The organism is Streptomyces sp. NPDC048442, from assembly GCF_040651475.1.
In the GTDB taxonomy this organism is placed as follows: Bacteria; Actinomycetota; Actinomycetes; order Streptomycetales; family Streptomycetaceae; genus Streptomyces.
In genome coordinates this window covers 61829-80901 of sequence record NZ_JBEZKB010000028.1, presented here as the reverse complement: position 1 = coordinate 80901, position 19073 = coordinate 61829, and the positions used below count along the sequence as shown (strand labels likewise).

Sequence of the window (19073 nt, the reverse complement as noted above, 5' to 3'; positions counted from 1 at the left end):
CGCCGCGGAGGGGCCCGTTTCCCCTGTCCCCGCCCGCACAGCATTCGTATCCTTCGGGGAAACGGGAGGGGCACACATGGGGGACCGGCCGAACAGGACACCGGACGACCACCAACCACCGGACGGACACACCACACCGATCGGCCACCAACACCCGGGCGGTTACGGCTCGGTGCCGGACGACCACACCGCGTCGCCCGGTCCCGAGGCACCGGCCGGCCGCCTGCGCCGCATCACGAAATCCACGGAGGCGGCCTATGCGGTCCTCCTGGCAGCCGGCATCGCCCTGCCCTTCGCGCAGGCCGTGCCCTGGCTCGCCGAAAACGGCCCCGCCCTCGGCCGACTCCTCGATGAACTGTTCGCCACCCGCATCAGCAGCTTCTTCGGCTGGGACGTGATCGTCACCGTCGTCGCGCTGCTCTTCACGGTGACGGTCGTCGACACGAGCCTGACCAGAGCGCAACGCACCCTCACCGTCCTGGCCAGCCTCCTCGGCGCCTCGGTCGGCCTACCGCTCTACCTCCTCCTACGCCAACGCAACCTACGCCTCACGGCGACACGCCCCCCGCCCCACGCTTGACCTCTGCCGGCTGCAACCCATCGAGAACGGCCCCACCGCCTGCCGTCCCGTGTCGGACGCCGCCGCCCCGCACGCAGGCGCTGCCTCGGTCCTGCGTCGGTCCCGCGACTGCTCTGCGTCCGCGCGTTACCGCCGCCCCCTGCCCACCGAACGGAGCCGCACCTCTCACCCTCGACCGACGGGGCCACACCCCTCACTTCCGACGGGGCCACACCCCTCACATCCGACGGGGCCACACCCCTCACATCCGACGGGGCGACACCCCTCACTCCCGACGGGGCCACACCCCCACCAGTGGCGGGGCCACCCCCCACCACTGGACCTTGCACCCCTCACCCCACCCCCGCGTCGCTCCCGCGCCCCTGCTCAACCCCTACGCTTCCCCCAAGCACCAACCCACCCCCACCCCAGGAGCACCCCCGCCCCACAGCCCCCGCCCGCACACCCGACCCCGGCCCCGAACCCACACCCGAGCCCCTACCCCTACCCCTACCCCGAGTCCCACCACCCGGAAGATCCCCCTGCCCCGCACCCCCTCCTCGCCCCCGTTCTCCCCCTCCTCGGGACCTGGTACGGCCAGGGAGCCGGTCAATACCCCACCCTCGACGAGGACTTCACGTACGCCCAGGAAGTCACCTTCGCCCACGACGGCCGCCCCTTCCTCCGCTACGAGGCCCGTGCCTGGCTCATCGCCCCCGACGGCACGCCGCTGCGCCCGTCCGCCCGTGAGAGCGGCTGGTGGCGGATCCAGCCGGGCGGCCGGGTGGAAGCCCTGATCACCCAGCCCACCGGCATCGCCGAGATCGCGGTCGGCACCGCCACGTCCGCGCCCACCACGGTCGACCTCTCCACCCACGAAGTGGCCCTGACCCCCACTGCCAAGAAGGTCGACGCCACCCGCCGTCGCTACACCCTGACCGACGACGGGACACTCACCTTCACCCACGACCTCGCAGCCGTCGGGCAGCCCCTGCAGCACCACCTCTCGGCGCGGCTGCACCGCCGACCGTGATGCCCTGGGGGCAACGGCAGGTGGCGAGGCCCGAGGCCTCGCCACCCTTTGCCGCCCACGGCCCCTCACCGCGCGCTCGCTACAGATCGTCCGCGATGATCCTCTCGATGTTGCGCTCGGCGAGCGCGGTGATCGTGACGAACGGATTGACGCTGGTGTTGCCGGGGATGAGCGAGCCGTCCATCACGTACAGCCCCGGATGACCGTGCAGGCGGCCGTAGTTGTCGGTCGCCCGGTTCAGGACCGCGCCGCCGAGCGGGTGGTAGGTGAGGTGGTCGCCCCAGATCTTGTACGCGCCGAAGAGATCGGTCCGGTAGATCGTCCCCTCCTTCTTGTTGATCTTGTCGAAGATGGTGCGGGCGGCGTCGATGGACGGCTGCTTCCAGGCGGTCTGCCAGTCGAGGTCGACCCGGTTCGCCGCGGCGTTCCAGGTGAACTGGGCCCGGTGCGGGTTCTTGGTGATCGACAGGTAGAAGGAGGCGTACGTCTCGATGCCGGTGGGCAGCGGGGCGACCTCGGCGAACGCCCCGCCCGCGTCCCAGTTGTCGATGCCGGCCGTGGGCATGGAGGCCTGGAGCTTGCCGGTCGCGTCCCACATGTGGTTGGCACGCCCGCACATGACGTTGCCGTTGTCGCCCCAGCCCTTGCCGATCTCGTCGTTCAGCCGAGGCAGTGCGCCGGTCGCCTTCAGCCTGGTCAGCAGCTTGCTGGTGCCGACACTGCCCGCCGCGAAGAACACCCGGTCGGCGGTCACGGCCTTGGTGGCGATCACCGCGCCGGCGGTGTCGAGCTGCTCGACCACGACCGTGTAGCCGGCGCCGCCGCTGGCCACCGGACTCACCGAAGTCACCTTGTGCAGCGGTGAGACGGCGACCCGTCCGGTCGCGGCGGCCTGGGCGAGGTAGGTCTTCTGGAGCGTCTTCTTGCCGTGGTTGTTCCCGTACAGCACTTCGCCCGTCAGCGCGGACTTGGGCACCGCGCCCGTCGCCTCCCGCTTCATGTACTCCCAGTCGTACACGTTCGGTACGAAGACGAAGGGGAAGCCGGAGCGCTCCGCGTGCTTGCGGCCCACGCGTGCGTACTGGTAGCACTCCGCGGACTCCCACCAGAGGGGGTCGATCTCGGTCACGCCGAGCCCCGCGTTGGCACGCGGGTAGTAAGTCCCGTACATCTCCTCCGTGTTCACGGACGGGAGCACGGCGCTGAATCTCTCCCTGCGAGGAGTCACGGCCATCCCGCCGTTGACGAGCGAACCGCCGCCGACGCCCCGCCCCTGGTAGACGGTGATGCCGGCGAACTCCTCGGCGTCCAGGATTCCGGTGTGGCGCGGGACGTCCTTGTCGAGCGGGAAGCCGAGGAAGTTGCTCAGTGGCTGCTTGGTTCTGGTCCGGAGCCAGTAGGAGCGGTAGTCGGGCCGGGTGGTGTTGGCGAAGATGTTGCCGTCCGGACCGGGAGTGTCCCAGGCCATGCCCATCTCCACCATGTGCACGTCGACCCCCGCCCGCGCCAGCCGCAGGGCCGTGACGGAACCCCCGTACCCGGTGCCGATCACAAGGGCCGAAACCCGCTCCCCGGGGACGAGCGCCGCCCGCGCGGGGGCGGCCTGGGCCGAGGCGGCGGAGAGGGGACCTGCCAGGGCGGCGGCGCCCAGAACCGAACCGGTCCCGGCCAGGAATCGCCGCCGCGAGACGCTGCGGGCGTCGGTGCCGTGAGAGGGGGGAGGGAGGGGAGAGGAGTAGTGGGTCATCCGAGGTTCCTCACTCTTGTGGGAGGAGGGAGTTCTACTGCCGCGGGCATACGAAGTCACTGCATACCTATAGGTAACTTATGCCCGATCTTGGTACGTATGGGGGTCCTGGTGCGAGATGCATCAGATGTCCGAACGCCGGGTACGGGACGCCGGACTCGCGGGACCTCACCCGAGAACGATCGGGATCCGGCCGGCCAATGCACCGAACTCGCCCGAAGCGCTCAACGCGGCCGCCTCCACATCGGTCGGAGCCCGCCGCCCGGTCCCGATCAGCAGCGCGTCGGTGTCGGAGAACGACGCGGGGAAGGAAGCCCCCGCGATCGTCTCCAGCATGTCGCGGGTCCGGGCGAGCCCCTCCGCGGGCGGCGGCGCCACATCCCGGAGATGTGCGACCAGGTCGAGGTGGTGCAGCGTCCACTCCAGAACGTACGCGCCGAGAAAGTCGCCCGCGGTGAGGACAATGTCACGCGTGCCCACCCGCAGGGCCGGATCGGCGAATTCGGCGGCCCGGCCTGCTGCGGACCCGACGTCGTCGAGATGGAACTTCAGGAGCCACGGCTCCTGGTAGGCGGCGGCCAGCCGGACAGTCAGCGCATCGAGCGGATCGTCACCGGTCGGCAACGCCTCTGCGACCTCCCAGTAGGTCACCGAGTCGCGGGTCGGCTCCGTACCGGCGGGGGTGGCGAGAGTGATCAGGACGTCCTGGGCGTCGATGACCAGATGACACACCAGGTCCTGCACGAGCCAGCCGGTGCAACCGGACGGCTGCGCAAAGTCCTTGTCCGAGAGCCCGGCGACGGCGGCCCGCAGTGCCGACCAGGAGCGCGAGAAGAGATCCATCCGAGCACGCTAGTGGGGCGCCGGTGGGACGGACAACTGCGTGCCGGGCGGTCAGTCCTCCTTCAGCAGGCCGAACTCCTCCAGGAGCGCGCCGACCTCCGTGGACTCCAGCCGGTGCAGCAGCCGCTTGCGCACGAACTCCCCTCCGGGTAGCGCCAGGTGCGCACCGTCGCGCAGCCGGCTGGTCGCATCGAGCAGCGCCCGTACGTCATAGGTGGAGCCGAACACCTCGGGAACGCCGCGCTCCACACCGAGGAGCCGGTAGGCCGCTTCCATGCCGGTGCGTACGGAGTACTCCGTGGTGAAGATCGTGTCGCGGGTCGTCTCGGCGAACTGGCCGATGAACGCGAAGTTGACCGCCCCTTCGGGCACCACATCCGGGCGGTCGCCCGCCCGCCGGGGCAGGAAGAACGACGTGATGTACGGCATCATCACCGGTACGCAGCGGGCGCCGGCCGACGCGAGCTCCGGGATCTCCGCCACGGGCACACCGAGGTGGTAGAGCCACTCCTGGGTGATCTCCTCGCCCGTGCACTCCTGCATCGGTTTGCGCACGTAGTCGCCGGGCCGGTCCACGAAGAGGGAGTACACCCAGACGACAATCTGGTCCTGCGGCTGCTGCTTGAAGTGGGGCTGGCGGTTGACCGTCCAGCTCAGCAGCCAGCTGGAGTCGCGGGCGGTGACGATGCCGCCGGTGACCACCCCGCCGCCGAACGGGTCGCGCCGGGCGATCTTCTGGATGTGGCGCGGGATGCGCGGGTCCAGCGTGGTGACGGTCGCCGACTCCCACTTGCTCTGCGGGATGTTCCCGCAGAACACCTCGGGGCGCCCGAAGGACGGGTCCTTGGCGGCGATGCGCCGCCACAGGTCCCAGGCCGGGGCGGGGCCCTCGTCGAGCCGGGCCGGGGTGTGCTGGCCCCCGTTGTCGGAGTTTTCGGTGAGGGAGCCGATGGTGGTGAAGACGAGGTCGTCCTCGGTGAGGTCGGCGCCGCCCGCCTGCCCGTCGGAGACCCAGTGGATCCGGGTGGCCAGCTTGCGTTCGGGGGTGAGGTCGAAGTCGATGTCGGTGACCTCGGTCTCGAATCGGAAGGTCACCCCCTGGTCGATGAGCCACCGGGTCAGCGGCAGGACGAGGGACTCGTACTGGTTGTACTTGGTGAACTTCAGCGCGGACAGGTCCGGCAGGCCGCCGACGTGGTGCACGAAGCGGTGCAGGTACAGCTTCATCTCCAGCGCGCCGTGCCACTCCTCGAACGCGAACATGGTGCGCCAGTACAGCCAGAAGTTGCTGTCGAGGAAGTCCCGGCCGAAGACCTCGTCGATGCGTTTGCCCTCCAGCTCCTCGCGGGAGGCGAGGAAGACCTTGACCATGTCCTTCTGGGCGCGGTCGTTGAGAGCGAACAGGCCGTTGGTTCCGGCGTCCTGGCCCTGGCGTGGTTCCGGCGTCCTGGCCCTGGCGTTCGGTGACCCGCTGGAGCGAGTAGTTGGGGTCGTCCTTGTTGAGCCAGTAGAACTCGTCCAGTACCGAAGCACCGTCGATCTCCAGCGAGGGAACCGAGCGGAACAGGTCCCACAGGCACTCCATGTGGTCCTCCAGCTCGCGCCCGCCCCGGATCACGAAGCCCTTCTTCGGCTCCTTGATCCCGTCCAGTGCGCCGCCGGGCAGCTTCAGCCGCTCCAGGACGGTGATGCGCTCCCCCGGCACTTGGGCGTCGCGTACGAGGAAAGCCGCCCCGGCCAGCGAAGCGAGCCCGGCGCCGACGAACCAGGCGCTCTTCCGGTCGGCCCCCTCCGGCTTGCGCGGCCTGGCGAACGCCTCGTAATTCCCGCTGCTGTAGTACACGCCCACTCCCTCGGATCGCCGAAGCGCCTGCTCTTCCCGGCCTGCGGTCCCGTCCCGCTCAGGGCCTGCGGTCCCGTCCCGCTCAGGGCCTGCGGTCCTGTCCTGCTCAGGGCCTGCGGTCCCGTCCCGCCGAAATTCCATTCACCCGCGCCCACCCGCCGTCCGCACCCGCCGAACGCCGAACGGGTGACAGACCGCCGCGCCCACCCACCCACCGGCCACGGCAACTTCCTGGCCGGCGCGCACCTTGCGAACTCCTGCCCGAGCCATGCCACTTGCCTCTCCGGCCCCGATCTGCGTGATCATGGACAACCCCTCCGCCCACAAGGGCGTCAACGCCAAAGGCACCACCGAGAGGAACAGCACCCGTGAGTGAATGGCAGCTGACCGAGACTTTCCGCAGCACGTCGGGCGACGTCCGCTGGGGCAGCATCGGGCAACCCGGCCAGGACCCGGTCGTGCTCCTTCACGGCACACCCTTCTCCTCGTACGTCTGGCGCGCCGTCGCCCGCTCACTCGCCCGTCATCACCAGGTGTTCGTGTGGGACATGCCCGGTTACGGGGCATCGGAGATGTCCGCAGGCCAGGACGTTTCCCTGGCCGCTCAGGGCAGGGTCTTCACGGAACTCCTGGCGCACTGGGACCTGGCGGAACCCCTGGTGGTCGCCCACGACTTCGGCGGCGCCGTCTCCCTGCGGGCGCACCTGCTGCACGGCGCCCGATACCGCGCGCTCGCCCTGGTCGACCCGGTCGCGCTGGCGCCGTGGGGGTCCCCGTTCTTCCGGCTCGTCGGGGAGCACTCGAAGGTCTTCGAGCAGCTGCCGCCCCCACTGCACCGCGCCCTGGTGCGCGAGTACGTGAGCTCCGCCAGCAGTCCCGGACTGCATCCGGCCGTCCTCGACCGACTCGTCCAGCCCTGGCTCGGCGACCTCGGGCAGGCGGCCTTCTACCGGCAGATCGCCCAGGCCGACCAGCGCTACACCGACGAGGTGCAGGACCGGTACGGCGAGATCGGCATTCCGACGCTGGTCTGCTGGGGCCAGGACGACACGTGGATTCCCGCCACGAAGGGACACGAGCTCGCCGCTCGTATCCCGGGCGCGCGACTCGAACCGATCGCCGGCGCGGGTCATCTCGTCCAGGAAGACGCGCCCGCCGAACTCACCGCGGCTCTCCTCGCCTTCCTCCGGAACTCGAGCCGGGGTGCGACAGCGGGAAGTTAAACGAAGCTCTGGTCTTGGTTGAACGAAGCTCATGGTCTTAACCGGGCGACCAGCGTGCGCAGCCAGTGGCGCAGCCTCTGCGGCGTGTGCGGGTTTGGCTGCGGAACGCGGGCGTTCGAGGGGAGCCGGAGAGCGGCGCAACGGGCGGCGTGCAGGTGGCGCAGCTGTTCGGGGTGCAGAGAATTCATGGTGGTTTTCCTGTCAGGAGGCAGAGGTCACCCAGGGGCAGGCACGGAGACCTGTAGGCGATCTTTGGGAAGGGGGCCACCGTAGGACGGCGACCGGGTGCGGCGCGAGGGAATTTATTCAGTCGGCCTGGGCAACAACTGCCTTGGCCCGCACAGGTGATGGACGGGCTGCGGTCGATGAATTGCTGACCCGCACGCCCGCCCCGGCGCAAGGTGCAGCGCACCGACGCAAGGTGCAGCGCACCGGCGCGACTCTGCGCGCAGCGTACGAGGAGGCACACAGTCCTGTTCCTGGGCCTGTGGGTTCCACGACTCGTCGCCTCTTGAGGTCCAGAAGTGACACCTTTGTCCCCTTTAATCCTTCTGTGATTCGCCCCACTGGTCGTGGCTCGCACCTCATTCCTGGCGTGGCGCCCACCACCCCTCATCGGGCAACGACCCGCGCCAGTACGGTCCCTGGCAGCCCAGCAGGCCTCTTCGCCCTGCCCGGCTGAGAAGGGGAGTGCTGCGCAGCGGGTCGGCAGCCGGGAAAGCGATGGATATCTTGTGGCGGTGCACAGACGGGGGAGCTGGCCGAGACGGGCCCGAGGCGGGCTGCTCTGCGCTTCCGCATGCCTGTCGCTGGGCGCACTGAGCCATGTCGCCGCCGGCGGCAGCCTGCCCGGCCCGGGGCCGCTCGGGCTGCTCTTCGCTGCGTTGACCGCTCTGGGAACGGTCCTCTTCGGCAGCCGCAGGTACCGCTTCGACGTCGTCACGCTGATTCTCGGCGGGACCCAGTTCGCACTGCACCTCGCCTTCCACCGCCTGACCATGGGGAGCCCGCACGGGCATCCACCGTCCCCGGCGGGCGGCGGCGGCACCATGCACCACGCCATGGCCGGCCGGCCTGCGGGCATGGGCGCCGCGGAGACGGTCGCCCCCGGCGCGGGGCACTCGATGGGCACCGCGATGACAGCCGCGCACGCCCTGGCCACCCTCGGGACGGCCCTGTGTGTCATCCACGGGGAACGGGTCCTGCGCCGGCTGGCCGCCCTGGCTCTGCCGCGCCTCGTCACCACCGCCGTCCCGGCAGCACCCCCGGTGCTCCCGGAGCTTCCACCGCTGCCGCCGTCCACGGACGGCTGCCTCCGTTTCGGCGTTCTCCTCGCCCGTTCCTGCCCGCGGAGAGGCCCTCCCCGAGTGAAGTCCGCCTGATCGCCCGTCACGCGATCACGACACCCGCCCGCCGCGGCGGTCCCTTCACTCATCGGCTTCTCCGCACGCGCGTACCGAGGTCCCGCGTGCGCTCCCACCGAGGAATCACGCATGTCTTCCACGACGGAACAAGCACCACCGACAGACCCTTCCGCAGCCGTTGATCCGCCACCACCCGGGCGCTCCTGGCAGGGAGTACGGGCGCTGCTGGCCCGGCTGCACTTCTACGCCGGCGTGTTCGTCGCACCGTTCCTTCTCGTCGCCGCCCTCACCGGTCTCGTCTACGCCTTCACCCCGCAGCTCGACCAGCTCGTCTACGGGGACCAGCTGCGCGTCGAGCGGGTGGGCGGCGAGCCACGTCCGCTGGCGGAGCAGATAGCCGCCGCCCGCACCGCGCATCCGGAGGGCACCCTGGCCTCCGTGATCACCCCGCCCGAGCCCGAAGACACCACCCGCGTGGTGCTGTCCGTGCCCGAACTGGGCGACAAGCAGCGCACCGTCTTCGTCGACCCCTACACCGCCGAGGTCCAGGGCGAACTGACCACCTGGTCCGGGTCGACGCCCCTGACCACCTGGCTGGACGACCTGCACCGCAATCTGCACCTGGGCGAGACGGGGCGGCTCTACTCCGAGGTCGCCGCGAGCTGGCTGTGGGTGATCGCCGCCGGCGGTCTCGTCCTGTGGCTCAGCCGCAGCCGCGGGCAGCGGGCGAGCACCGTACGGGGAGTCGTGCTGCCCGACCGCTCCGCCCGCGGGGTGCGGCGTACCCGCAGCCGGCACGCGGCGGCCGGAGTCTGGCTCGCCCTGGGACTGTTCTTCCTCAGTGCCACCGGGCTGACCTGGTCCCAGTACGCAGGCGAGCGGTTCGGCCAGTTCCTCGACGTGGTCAAGGGAGGCGCACCGAAGCTGGACCCGCGCCTGCCCAGCGCGCCGCCCCCGGCGGGCGGAACCGGGGAGCACTCCGAGCACGCCGGGCACGGGGGTGCCGGGCAGAGCGCGGCGGTGGACCCGTCCGACTTTGACACGGCCCTCGCGGCAGCCCGTAAGGCGGACCTCGACGGAACCGTCACCCTGACACCTCCGGCCGACGCGTCCAGCGCCTGGGTGGTGGCGCAGAGCGACAACGTCTGGCCGGTTCACTACGACAAGGTCGCCGTCGATACCACCACGGGCGACGTCACCTCGCGCACCCGATGGGCCGACTACCCCGTGACGGCCAAGCTCAGCAAGCTGGGCGTACAGGGGCACATGGGTGTGCTGTTCGGCCTCGTCAACCAGATCGTGCTCGCGCTCGTGGCGATCGGGCTGATTCTCGTGACGGTCTGGGGCTACCGCATGTGGTGGCAGCGCAGGCCCACCCGCGAGGACCGGAAGGCCGCCCTGGGGAAGCCCCCGGTGCGGGGCGCCTGGCGGCGGCTGCCGCTGCCCGTTCTCGTGGTGGGGGTTCCCCTGGTGGCCGCACTTGGCTGGGCGTTGCCCGTGCTGGGCGTCACCCTGCTCGGGTTCCTCCTGGCGGACGTGATGGCAGGACTGGTCGTACGGCGGCGAAAGGCGTAACCGACCGTGGGGGGGGGCGCGTGCTGACGCGCCCTCCCACATCGGCCAGGTCCCTGAGCTCACCGCCGCTCGGACACCGGACCGGACCGCGCCGCGCGGCGATCGTCTTGCGCCTCACCTCACCTGTCTCGCCGGGCACTCACGTCACTGGCAGATTCCAGCCGGCCGAGCGCTCCAGCCAGGCGGTCGTCGCGACGACCACCTTTGCCACTTCCTGCTCCGTCGCGTTGTTGAGGATCGCGAAGGCGACTTGTTCGAGGCCGAAGGTGAGGGCCCAGACAAAGGCACGGTGGAGCGTGTGCGTGTCGACGGCGCCCCGGACCTTGTCCCAGCCGTGCCAGGACAGGCAAGCGGCATCAAGGCCCGGATCGAACGCAGAAGCAAGATCCCAGTCCAGGACCCCGACCAGCCGTCCACGGTCGTCCCAGTGCATGTTCGACCCGGCCAGGTCGCCGTGGACCAGGGACGACTGCTCCCAGTGCAGGTCCAGGGCCGCCTGAATGCGCCGCTGCCCCTCCGGGCGCCATGCGTTCGGCAGCCGCGGAACGACCTCCTGCAACATCACCTCTGCCCAGCGGGCGCCGCCCGCGTACTCGTGCGGAACGCCGAGGACCTCCGCAAGGGGGCCGCAGTCGACATCACGCAGGCTGCCCAGCAGACTTGCCAGCTCTTTCGGCTCACCGCCCGCCCCCTTGGGACATGGTTTCCCGTCCACCCAGGAGAGGACCACGGCAGTGCGGCCCTCGACGGTCCTCACCTCGGACAGGGGAGCCGGGACGGTGAACGGCAGGTCGAGGTCCGCGAGGCGGCGCAGGAGCTCGGTGCGACGGGGCAGAGCGGCAAGGGCAGTGGAGTTGCTCGCGATGCGGACCGCCGCGATTCCGGGTAGCAGAACAACCTCATGAGAGCCCCCGCGCGCGAGCACCGCCGCAGCCAGGCTCTCTCCTGGAAGCATGGCACCGGCAACGGCCAGCAGTTCCTCGGGGATTCGATCACTCATTCGGGCAGGTTATCGAGGGCGGCGAACCGTCGTCGACTGTGGGCTGGAGTACTTCGAGGCGGCGGCGTTCGACCCCTAGACAACGCAGAACTCGTTGCCCTCCGGGTCCTGCAGCACGACGGCGTAGTGCCCCATGTCCGGCTCGTCCGTGGTCCGAAGCACGCGAGCACCGGTTTGGACGAGTCTTTCCACCGTGGCGCTGACCCGCTGCGTGCGGACCGCCAGCGGGACGTCGCGCCCGCCACCGACCTTCAGGTCGAGGTGTATTCGGTTCTTGACGGCCTTGAGCTCCGGAACCTGCTGGAACCACACCCGCGGCCCCTGCCCTGCGGGATCGACGATGGACTCCGGGACGTCTCCCGCACCGGCAGGCAACTCCTCCTCGGGCACCCCCGCTGCTGCCCAAAAATCCCGCCACGTGGCATGGCCGCCCGGCGCAGGTTCGGGCACGTATCCCAGTGCCTCGCTCCAGAACGCCACCAGCCTCTGCGGGTCGGCGCAGTCGATCGTCAGTTGCAGCGTCATCTCCATACCCGGAGCCTGACAGACACCTCTGACATTCCTGCGGGACCGACCGCTCACTGAGGGATCAGGGCCGCCATCCCGTCAAGGATCCGTTCCAGGCCGAAGTCCAGCGGATCCCCGCCCTGCGGGGCGAAGGCACCCGCTGCGACCGCTGCCGTCAGGGCCGGAAAGCGTTCCTTGTGCCGCTCCAGGACCTCGGCCGTCAGATGTGCCCACTCGGCGTTCGCCACCTCGTCGTTGTCGGCGTACTGCTGGGCGATGTTGCGGACATGGCTGACGAGCAGCAGGAAGGTGTCGTGCTGCTGAGTGGCCGGCAGCCCCGTTTCGGCCAGTGCGGCCAAGGCCGTGTCCAGCCAGCCGAGTTGATGAGGGCCCATGATCTGGCGGCGCATGCCGGTCGCCGCCAGGATCCAGGGGTGGCGGCGGTACATCGCCAGGCACAGCCGGGCCCACTCCGTCAGCCGCGGCCGCCAGCCGCCGGGGACGTCGGCGACCTGGGCCGGGGGGCCGATCGCGAGGTCGACCATCAGATCGAGGAGTTCCGTCTTGCCGGGAACGTACCGGTAGAGCGCCATCGCGGTGACGCCGAATTCCTTGGCCACCCGCGCCAGCGAGACCGCGTCCAGGCCCTCTTCGTCGGCGATCTTGATGGCCGCCTCCGCGATCCGGCCCGCGGTGAGCGAGGGCTTCGGACCCCGGCTCGGCAGCTCCTGCTCACCCCAGAGCAGCGCGAAGCTCGCCTTCACGCTGCTCTGCTTCCCGGCCTTCTTCGCCGCTGTTTCCGCTGCCGTCTTCGCGGCCATCTTCATCTCCTCCGCCGTTCCCCGTTGACACCCCACCCTAACTGTTTATAGCGTATAGCCAACCGCTTACGGCATATACAGTTTCGCCGTGGACCCCAGGGAGTCGTCATGATCGCCACCGTCGTCGCCACCTCCGCAGCCGCCCTCCTCGCCGCTCCGGCGGCCGGAATTCTCGGACACCGCGCCCTCAGGCGTTCCCGCAACGCCTCCCTGATGAAGATCGACACCCCCCACGGCATCGACGAGCAGGGCTTCGTCCGCATCGGCGGCATCGAGCAGTGGATCTCGGTCCGCGGCGAGGACCTGACCAACCCGGTCGTCCTGGAACTGCACGGCGGCCCCGGAGCCTCGACCGCGATCTTCGGACCGCGCACCAGGTCCTGGGAGAAGCACTTCACGATCGTCCGCTGGGACATGCGCGGCACCTGCAAAACCCTCGGCCGCAGCGGTCCGGAAGGCCAGGGCGAGATGACCTTCGGCCGGATCTACGCGGACGCGATCGAGGTCACCGACCACATCCGCACCCGCCTGGGCGCCGACAGAATCGTCCTGCTCGGCCACTCCTACGGAAGCGCCTTCGGCCTGCGGCTCGCCCGCGAGTTCCCCGAGCGCTACTCCGCGTACGTCGGCACCGACCAGAACATCCACGACGCCGGCCGCGACGACTCCGTACGCCAGGCCCTGCTCACCCGGCTCCGCGCGGCCGGAAAGCACAAAGAACTGGCGGCAGTCGAGGCGCTCCACCCCGATGACCAGCAGTGGACCGCCCGCGAGCGCGCGATGCACGCCAAGCTGCTGGCCACCAGCGACCCACTGACACTGGACACGATGAAGAAGGTCGTCATGGGGTCCCTGTGGCTCTCGCCGCTGCACTCACTGCGCGAGTTGCCGCACTTCCTCAAGGGCATGACCTTCTCGGAACAGATCACCCAGGCCACCGCCGGGTTCGACGACTGGGCGGACGGCACGAAGTTCGAGCTCCCCTTCTTCATCTTCCAGGGCGAGAAGGACGTCCTCACGTCGCCGGAACTCGCCCGCCGCTTCCTTGACGACGTCCAGGCGCCGGTGAAGGGCTTCGCTCTGATCGAGGACTGCAGCCACTTCGCAGCGTTCCGACGGCCGGAGCGGTTCCTGGAGCTGCTGCTGGCCGAGGTACGGCCGGTGGTCACCGGCCGGTCGACTGCCGCAGCGAGGATCTGATGAGCGGGCTTGGGTGCCACTCCGAGCGGGATGTGGCGGGACGTGGGGAGATTCGCGGGCGGTGTGCCGTTGCAGGGGGGTGATGCCGCCGGGTCGGCCGATTCCGTACTGGTCCCCGGCTTGACGGCGCATCGGGACGGCAACCTCGCGACCGGCAGGCCGTTCACCGGGTACGCCAGGAACGTCGTGCGGTCGCTCCACATACGGGCGATCTCGGTGTAGGCACGGGCGATCCCCGACCTGAGCACAGTGCTTCGCCGCGTCATCCCGGTCGGCAGATGGTCCCGGTTTTCCCTGGACGGGCGGGGGAGCACCCTGCATGATCAACTGGTGACCACCCCAGAGACCGTCGTCGAACGCCAGCTCGCCGCCTACAACAGCCACGACCTCGAAGCCTTCGCGGCGACGTACGCCCCCGACGTCTGCATCAACCGCCGCAGCGGCGACCGCCTGCTAGGGCGCGACGCCGTGCGGGAGGCGTACGCCGACCAGTTCGCCAAGGGTCGCTGCCGGGCCGAGATCGTCGGCCGGCTCACCGAGGGCGACTGGGTGGTGGACCACGAGATCGCCCACGGCATCAAGGACGACCCCCTCCGCGTGCTGGTCGCCTACCGGGTCCGCGACGGCCTGATCGACCAGGTCGACTTCATCGGCTGACTGCCGAACCCCCGACAGCCGTGGACACTCCGGGCTCGGATGTGTCCGGCGGGTGCGCGCAATTCCGGCTCGGGGTGCGGTTCCGTACGGTCCGGACCACGCTGGGAACATGACTGTGATCACCGTGCACCGGTTGGTGGAGGACGCCCGGAAGGTCACCGTCCAGGCCGGGCCCGGCGGCGCCGCCCACGACCTCGGCCGGGTCTACAACGACGCCGACCTGGTTGAGGCGCTGCGCCGGGCGGGCCTGGAGGACGCGGAGGACCTGCTCGCCGATGCGGGCGCGGTCCGCTGGGAGGGCGAAGGCCCGCACGTGTGGGGCAGTGAGCAGCCTCGGCCTCCGGGTGGGCGCCCTGGGGGCTGACGTCCGAGCAGAGCAGCGTTGCCGTAGCTTCCCACGAAAGCCTTGGCGCGTGACTCCGTCCCTCCGTCCGGATGATGAGGTGGCACGGTGAACAACCACGAAGAGCCGGGGTCCGTCCGGCCGTCGACACTGGCTTGGGTGAGCCGGCATCTGGAGGCCGGCGAACGGATCGTCAGAACCGAGGCGCTGCACGGCGGCATCACTGCCGAGATGCGACGGTTGACCGTGGGCACGCGGGACGGTGGCACCCGTGAACTGGTGCTGCGGAGCTACGTCGCCCCGTTCTCCGTGGAGCACGCCGTGGAGCACTCGGAGGAGCACGCCGAGGACTGGCTGGACAGGGAGGCCGGCGCCCTGACCCTGCTCATGGGGACCGGTGTGCCGGCTCCTGGCTTGGTCGCGGTTGATCCGACCGCCGCGCATTGCGAGTATCCGTCGCTCCTGATGACACATCTGGCGGGCCGGACGGTCCTCGACGATGAGGGAGTGGAGACGCGCGTCCCTCTGCTGGCCCGTCAGCTCGTGGCGATCCACGCGCGGCGACCCGCAGAGCGGCCCCGTAAGTACGTGGCGTGGACGACCGCCGACACCGTCGTGGTTCCGAAGGGCGCCGACGCGGGGGCATGGGCCGCGGCGATCGACGTGATCCGCAAGCCCGCGCCGCCCTATGAAGGGCGATTCCTGCACCGGGACTTCCAACCCGGCAACGTGCTCTTCGACGTATCGCCTTCAGGCCCGGCAGCTCTCCGGATCACCGGCGTCGTCGACTGGGCGGCCACCTCCTGGGGCCCTGCGGATCTCGATGTGGCGCACTGCTCCACCAATCTCGCGCTGCTGCACGGCCCGGCGTGGGGTCTGCGGTTCGCCGAGGCGTACGAGGAGGCCGGCGGAGTGCTGGCCGCGGCCGCGAGTGAGCGGCTGTACTGGCGGGTGCGGGATGGGCTGGCGTGCTCGGAAGAAGTGCAGGCGGTGTCGCAGCCGTGGCGGGAGGCAGGGAGGCCAGAGCTGACTGCGCGAGCCGTGGAGGAGCGGCTGGATGGCTACGTCACCGCCCTGATGGACGTGCTGGGCTGAGCGGGAGCAGCTGGGGACGCGGGCACGGCGGCAGAGCGGGGCCGGGCTGCCACGGCCGGCAGCGGAGCCGGTCGCACACCCGCACAGAAGCATCCCCGCACACCCGCACAGAAGCATCGCCGAGTGGGGGCAGCTCCCGGTCGGCGGGAAGATTGCCTCCTGAGGGTCAGCGTTGCGCGGCGACCATGCCATGAGCCGGCGGTTCTCCGGCTTGCCGGGGTCCTTCATCGCCGCGTCGACCTGCGGCTTGGTGCTCATGCGGCGTGCTCATGAGGCTGGGACCCTGGCCTGCCCGCCGTACGGCCCTGGGGTCACCGGCATTGCGGCGGAGGGGAGTTGGGCTCTGTGGTGCCGGTGGAACCCTCTGTCGAACCCGGTCGGACGGCCGCCCTTGCCGGCGCACCGTAAACGTCGAGCCAAGAAGCCGGGCAGGAGACAACGCGTTCCGTGGTGAGGTGGGGGAGACCCATGGGAGGGAAGTCCATGACCAGGACGAAGAAGACCAGGATGACGGCGCTGGGCCGCAGGGGGACCGTGATTGGTGCGCTGTGTCTGGCCTCTGTCGCTCTGTCCACGGTGCCGGCACTCGCCAAAGGGCGGTGTGGACATCACGGCCCCGCGCACGGCGAAGGTCGGAGGGACGTTCGTTGTCGAGGCGCACGGGAACGACGATGCCGCCGGCTACCTGCGGGTGTGCCTGGAGAGCCGCAGCAGTGAAAAGGCGTGGCACCAGGTGACGTGCGGAGCCGTGGTCGACATCTACGGCGGCGAGGCGCAGGTTGCCGCACATGTCAGGGCCGAGCACAGGGGCGTACAGGAGTGCCGGGCGCTCGTGTACGGCCTGACCAGCCCGAACGACAAGCACCCGGTACGACAGAGGACTTCTGCCCCGGTGAAGGTGAACGTTCGCTGAGTCCGCCGGACCGCGGCCGTACCGCATGCTGCCGGCCTGAGCCTGTCTGACCTCGATCTCGCCCACGCCCAGCGGCGTACGCAGAGACGCGCTGAGCACTCTCGCTCACCGCACAGGGTGGGACAACGCTTCTCCCAAGGGGGTAGCGGCCCCCTTGGGAGCCCCTCCGGCGCAGGTGCATGCACCGAACTCCACGCGGCCTGCGCCGCGCGCCGAGCGGGTGGTGAGCGCGCGCCGAGCGCATTCACGCGGCGGGACCACCGGCCGCCTCCTGCCGTACGGTCTCGGCGATCCTGGAGAGTGCAGCGCCGAACTGACGGCGCTGCACAGCGGTGAGAGGGTCGAACACGAGTCGGCGCACCTGTGCGACATGTCCAGGCGCGCTGTCGATCACCTTCTGCCGACCCTTGTCGGTCAACGTGGCCAGGGTGTAGCGGCCATTGCTCGGGTCGATGCGGCGAACGGTCCACTCCCGAGCCTCAAAGCGGTCCATCAGCTTCGACAGCCGCGGGAGAGTGCTGTCGCAGTCCCGGGCCAACTCGCTGAACCGCATGGTGACCTGAGGTGCCATCGACAACCGGGCGAGGACGCTGTACTCGAAGTTCGAGATGCCCGCGTCACGCTGCAGCTGACGGTCCAGGGCCGCGGGCAGCGCGATCACGACGGTGAGAAGGTCCTGCCAAAGTTCCTGCTGCTCGGTGTCGAGCCACGGTGACGATTCATCCATGTGACCCATCCTACTTGCCCAGGCAAGAGACATCTGTTGCCTGGGCAAGTGAATGAGGTCTACCTTGTGAGTTGCCCAGGCAAGTCAAACAGCAAGTCGAACGGCAGCCGACCGTGGCCTCAAGGAGCCCCCTGTGATCAAGCTCAGCATCTTCCTGACCCGACGGGCAGACCTCTCCCACGAGGAGTTCGTGGACTACTGGACGAAGAAGCACACCCCCCTGCTCTCGAGCCTGCCCGGGGGAGAGGTCCCGGTCCGCCGCTACGTCCAACTCCTGCCCACCGACGACGAGATCCCCGGCATAAGCACCGCCGTCTACGACGGTGTCGCCGAGGTGTGGGTCGACAGCATCGCCGACGCCGCCCGCTGGTTCACCTCCGACACCTACACCACGACCGTCGCCGCGGACGAGGAGAACTTCCTCGACCGCTCCCGGACCCGTTTCCTCTACGCCACCGAGAACCCGATCTTCGGCTGAGTACCGCCGCCGCGACGACTCGCGCCCGGGGCAGGCAACCAGCCCCGGATGAATCGCGCGGAACGAGCCCCGGGCGGCCCTGACGATCAGGCCGCCCGGGTCGCGCCCGCCCCCGTTCGTTGAGGAGCGACACGCCATGACCGCCTTGCACACACCCCACACCCCGGCCGGGGCCTACGACGACCACCTCGCCCGCGTCCTGCCTCGCGCCCGCGAACAGCGGCTCTGGGTCTCTGCGGACGGGGCTCTCCCGAGCTTGTTCATCAGCCACGGTGCGCCCTTCACCCTCGACGATCCGCAGTGGCTCGACGACCTGTTCACCTGGGCGCACACTCTGCCCAAACCGAAAGCCATCGTGATCGTCTCAGCTCACTGGGAAGACGCACCGGCCGCGATCTCCGGCGCTGCGGCGGGCACCCCGCTCCACTACGACTTCAGCGGATTCCACCCCCGCTACAAGACCCTGCCCTACGCGACCCCGGACGCGACCGACCTCGCTCGTCGGCTCGCAGCCACGCTGGGTCCGGCGACCACGGTGCACGAGCGCCCTGACAGAGGGCTCGACCACGGCGCGTTCATCCCCCTCATGGCCATGTATCCCGCGGCCGACGTTCCGGTCGTCCAACTGTCGATGCCCAGCCTCGATCCCGCTGCACTGCTTGAGTTCGGGGCACGTCTGCGATCCCTGCGCGACGAAGGCGTCCTGGTCATCGGCTCGGGCTTCATGACCCACAGCTTCGAGGTCTTCCGCCGTCCGGACCTCGCCGCCCACACCAGAGCCTTCGACGAGTGGGCCGCCGACGCACTCGCGCGGGGCGACGTCGATGCCCTCACCGACTACCGGCGCAAAGCGCCCGGCGCCGCGGTCGCCCACCCGACGGCCGACCACTATGTGCCCCTGCTGGTCGCAGTCGGCGCGGCGAACGACCCCTCCAGCGCCACCAGCACGAACGCCCGCATGGTCATGGGCAACTCCATCCGCTCGGTGCAATTGAACTGACGGCCGGACCGCCCGGCGGCCTCACCCCCTTCTTCCGTGTGCATGTGGGAGGCATCCACACGCGAGGGTCGGCCCGTACAGGCGAGGGCACTCGCCACGTCTGGTCGCGGACCATGCCGCGTACCAGGTTGGTGATCATGCCCCG

18 protein-coding genes and 2 pseudogenes are annotated in these 19073 nt (G+C 69.8%); 12 read left to right on the top strand and 8 right to left on the bottom strand.

Translation table 11 applies throughout. The features are described 5' to 3' along the window. Nucleotides 1-76: 76 nt before the first annotated feature. Entirely contained in the window at nt 77-580 is a 504-nt protein-coding gene (locus tag AB0D18_RS32630; protein ID WP_362426817.1) for a DUF2834 domain-containing protein, read from the top strand. A 469-nt stretch (nt 581-1049) separates the two neighbouring features. Then, nucleotides 1050-1592: pseudogene (locus tag AB0D18_RS32625) on the top strand (FABP family protein); the annotation flags it as partial. Between the two features lie 79 nt (nt 1593-1671). Here AB0D18_RS32625 and AB0D18_RS32620 read toward each other — a convergent pair. From AB0D18_RS32620 to AB0D18_RS32605, 4 genes and pseudogenes are all read right to left on the bottom strand, one after another. Beyond that, nucleotides 1672-3339, bottom strand: coding sequence for a GMC oxidoreductase (locus AB0D18_RS32620; RefSeq protein WP_362426814.1), 1668 nt, complete (start codon nt 3337-3339; stop codon nt 1672-1674). A gap of 168 nt (nt 3340-3507) precedes the next feature. Beyond that, nucleotides 3508-4182, bottom strand: coding sequence for a maleylpyruvate isomerase N-terminal domain-containing protein (locus AB0D18_RS32615; protein WP_362426811.1), 675 nt, complete (start codon nt 4180-4182; stop codon nt 3508-3510). Between the two features lie 51 nt (nt 4183-4233). After that, nucleotides 4234-5715, bottom strand: a complete 1482-nt coding sequence (locus AB0D18_RS32610; RefSeq protein ID WP_362426808.1) for an oleate hydratase — start codon at nt 5713-5715, stop codon at nt 4234-4236. Continuing rightward, nucleotides 5705-6166, bottom strand: a pseudogene (locus tag AB0D18_RS32605) (oleate hydratase); the annotation flags it as partial. The gene AB0D18_RS32610 and the pseudogene AB0D18_RS32605, both read right to left, overlap by 11 nt. Nucleotides 6167-6393: 227 nt before the next feature. Between AB0D18_RS32605 and AB0D18_RS32600 the strand changes: the two are divergent. From AB0D18_RS32600 to AB0D18_RS32590, 3 genes are all read left to right on the top strand, one after another. Further along, nucleotides 6394-7248, top strand: a complete 855-nt coding sequence (locus AB0D18_RS32600) for an alpha/beta hydrolase (protein WP_362426805.1) — start codon at nt 6394-6396, stop codon at nt 7246-7248. A gap of 740 nt (nt 7249-7988) precedes the next feature. Further along, nucleotides 7989-8630 (top strand): hypothetical protein, encoded by a 642-nt coding sequence (locus tag AB0D18_RS32595; protein ID WP_362426802.1) that lies wholly within the window; start codon nt 7989-7991, stop codon nt 8628-8630. Nucleotides 8631-8741: 111 nt separating this feature from the next. Continuing rightward, nucleotides 8742-10187: a PepSY domain-containing protein gene (locus AB0D18_RS32590; protein WP_362426799.1), complete on the top strand. Its 1446-nt coding sequence runs from the start codon at nt 8742-8744 to the stop codon at nt 10185-10187. A 139-nt stretch (nt 10188-10326) separates the two neighbouring features. On the opposite strand, the gene AB0D18_RS32585 is transcribed toward AB0D18_RS32590, so the two are convergent. The 3 genes from AB0D18_RS32585 to AB0D18_RS32575 all read right to left on the bottom strand — a co-directional run bounded on the left by AB0D18_RS32585 (nt 10327) and on the right by AB0D18_RS32575 (nt 12515). After that, entirely contained in the window at nt 10327-11187 is an 861-nt protein-coding gene (locus AB0D18_RS32585) for an aminoglycoside phosphotransferase family protein (RefSeq protein WP_362426796.1), read from the bottom strand. A gap of 75 nt (nt 11188-11262) precedes the next feature. Then, nucleotides 11263-11718, bottom strand: coding sequence for a VOC family protein (locus AB0D18_RS32580; RefSeq protein ID WP_362426793.1), 456 nt, complete (start codon nt 11716-11718; stop codon nt 11263-11265). Nucleotides 11719-11765: 47 nt separating this feature from the next. Continuing rightward, nucleotides 11766-12515, bottom strand: a complete 750-nt coding sequence (locus tag AB0D18_RS32575) for a TetR/AcrR family transcriptional regulator (RefSeq protein ID WP_362426790.1) — start codon at nt 12513-12515, stop codon at nt 11766-11768. A 108-nt stretch (nt 12516-12623) separates the two neighbouring features. Between AB0D18_RS32575 and AB0D18_RS32570 the strand changes: the two genes are divergently transcribed. The 5 genes from AB0D18_RS32570 (at nt 12624) to AB0D18_RS32550 (ending at nt 16723) form a co-directional block, all read left to right on the top strand. After that, entirely contained in the window at nt 12624-13715 is a 1092-nt protein-coding gene (locus AB0D18_RS32570; RefSeq protein WP_362426787.1) for an alpha/beta hydrolase, read from the top strand. Nucleotides 13716-14045: 330 nt separating this feature from the next. Then, nucleotides 14046-14372, top strand: a complete 327-nt coding sequence (locus tag AB0D18_RS32565) for a nuclear transport factor 2 family protein (protein ID WP_362426784.1) — start codon at nt 14046-14048, stop codon at nt 14370-14372. Nucleotides 14373-14481: 109 nt separating this feature from the next. Next, on the top strand, nt 14482-14736 hold the full coding sequence (locus tag AB0D18_RS32560) for a hypothetical protein (RefSeq protein WP_362426781.1): 255 nt from the start codon (nt 14482-14484) through the stop codon (nt 14734-14736). A gap of 138 nt (nt 14737-14874) precedes the next feature. Further along, nucleotides 14875-15810, top strand: coding sequence for a phosphotransferase (locus AB0D18_RS32555; protein ID WP_362426778.1), 936 nt, complete (start codon nt 14875-14877; stop codon nt 15808-15810). Between the two features lie 601 nt (nt 15811-16411). Further along, nucleotides 16412-16723, top strand: coding sequence for a hypothetical protein (locus AB0D18_RS32550; RefSeq protein ID WP_362426775.1), 312 nt, complete (start codon nt 16412-16414; stop codon nt 16721-16723). 244 nt (nt 16724-16967) lie between these two features. On the opposite strand, the gene AB0D18_RS32545 is transcribed toward AB0D18_RS32550, so the two are convergent. Further along, a complete protein-coding gene (locus AB0D18_RS32545) occupies nt 16968-17450 on the bottom strand; it encodes a MarR family transcriptional regulator (RefSeq protein WP_362426772.1) in 483 nt (160 codons plus the stop codon). Between the two features lie 133 nt (nt 17451-17583). Between AB0D18_RS32545 and AB0D18_RS32540 the strand changes: the two genes are divergently transcribed. After that, entirely contained in the window at nt 17584-17928 is a 345-nt protein-coding gene (locus AB0D18_RS32540; RefSeq protein WP_362426769.1) for an EthD domain-containing protein, read from the top strand. Between the two features lie 136 nt (nt 17929-18064). Beyond that, the gene (locus AB0D18_RS32535) at nt 18065-18928 is read left to right on the top strand and encodes a class III extradiol ring-cleavage dioxygenase (protein WP_362426766.1); all 864 of its coding nucleotides are present in this window, start codon (nt 18065-18067) and stop codon (nt 18926-18928) included. Nucleotides 18929-19073: the final 145 nt, after the last annotated feature.

What these genes read in the sequence shown, in the direction of transcription:
- AB0D18_RS32630 (WP_362426817.1), top strand. Translation starts at nt 77, where the DNA reads ATGGGGGACCGGCCGAACAGGACACCGGACGACCACCAACCACCGGAC.
- AB0D18_RS32620 (WP_362426814.1), bottom strand. Translation starts at nt 3,339, where the DNA reads ATGACCCACTACTCCTCTCCCCTCCCTCCCCCCTCTCACGGCACCGAC.
- AB0D18_RS32615 (WP_362426811.1), bottom strand. Translation starts at nt 4,182, where the DNA reads ATGGATCTCTTCTCGCGCTCCTGGTCGGCACTGCGGGCCGCCGTCGCC.
- AB0D18_RS32590 (WP_362426799.1), top strand. Translation starts at nt 8,742, where the DNA reads ATGTCTTCCACGACGGAACAAGCACCACCGACAGACCCTTCCGCAGCC.
- AB0D18_RS32585 (WP_362426796.1), bottom strand. Translation starts at nt 11,187, where the DNA reads ATGAGTGATCGAATCCCCGAGGAACTGCTGGCCGTTGCCGGTGCCATG.
- AB0D18_RS32580 (WP_362426793.1), bottom strand. Translation starts at nt 11,718, where the DNA reads ATGGAGATGACGCTGCAACTGACGATCGACTGCGCCGACCCGCAGAGG.
- AB0D18_RS32575 (WP_362426790.1), bottom strand. Translation starts at nt 12,515, where the DNA reads ATGGCCGCGAAGACGGCAGCGGAAACAGCGGCGAAGAAGGCCGGGAAG.
- AB0D18_RS32570 (WP_362426787.1), top strand. Translation starts at nt 12,624, where the DNA reads ATGATCGCCACCGTCGTCGCCACCTCCGCAGCCGCCCTCCTCGCCGCT.
- AB0D18_RS32560 (WP_362426781.1), top strand. Translation starts at nt 14,482, where the DNA reads ATGACTGTGATCACCGTGCACCGGTTGGTGGAGGACGCCCGGAAGGTC.
- AB0D18_RS32545 (WP_362426772.1), bottom strand. Translation starts at nt 17,450, where the DNA reads ATGGATGAATCGTCACCGTGGCTCGACACCGAGCAGCAGGAACTTTGG.
- AB0D18_RS32535 (WP_362426766.1), top strand. Translation starts at nt 18,065, where the DNA reads ATGACCGCCTTGCACACACCCCACACCCCGGCCGGGGCCTACGACGAC.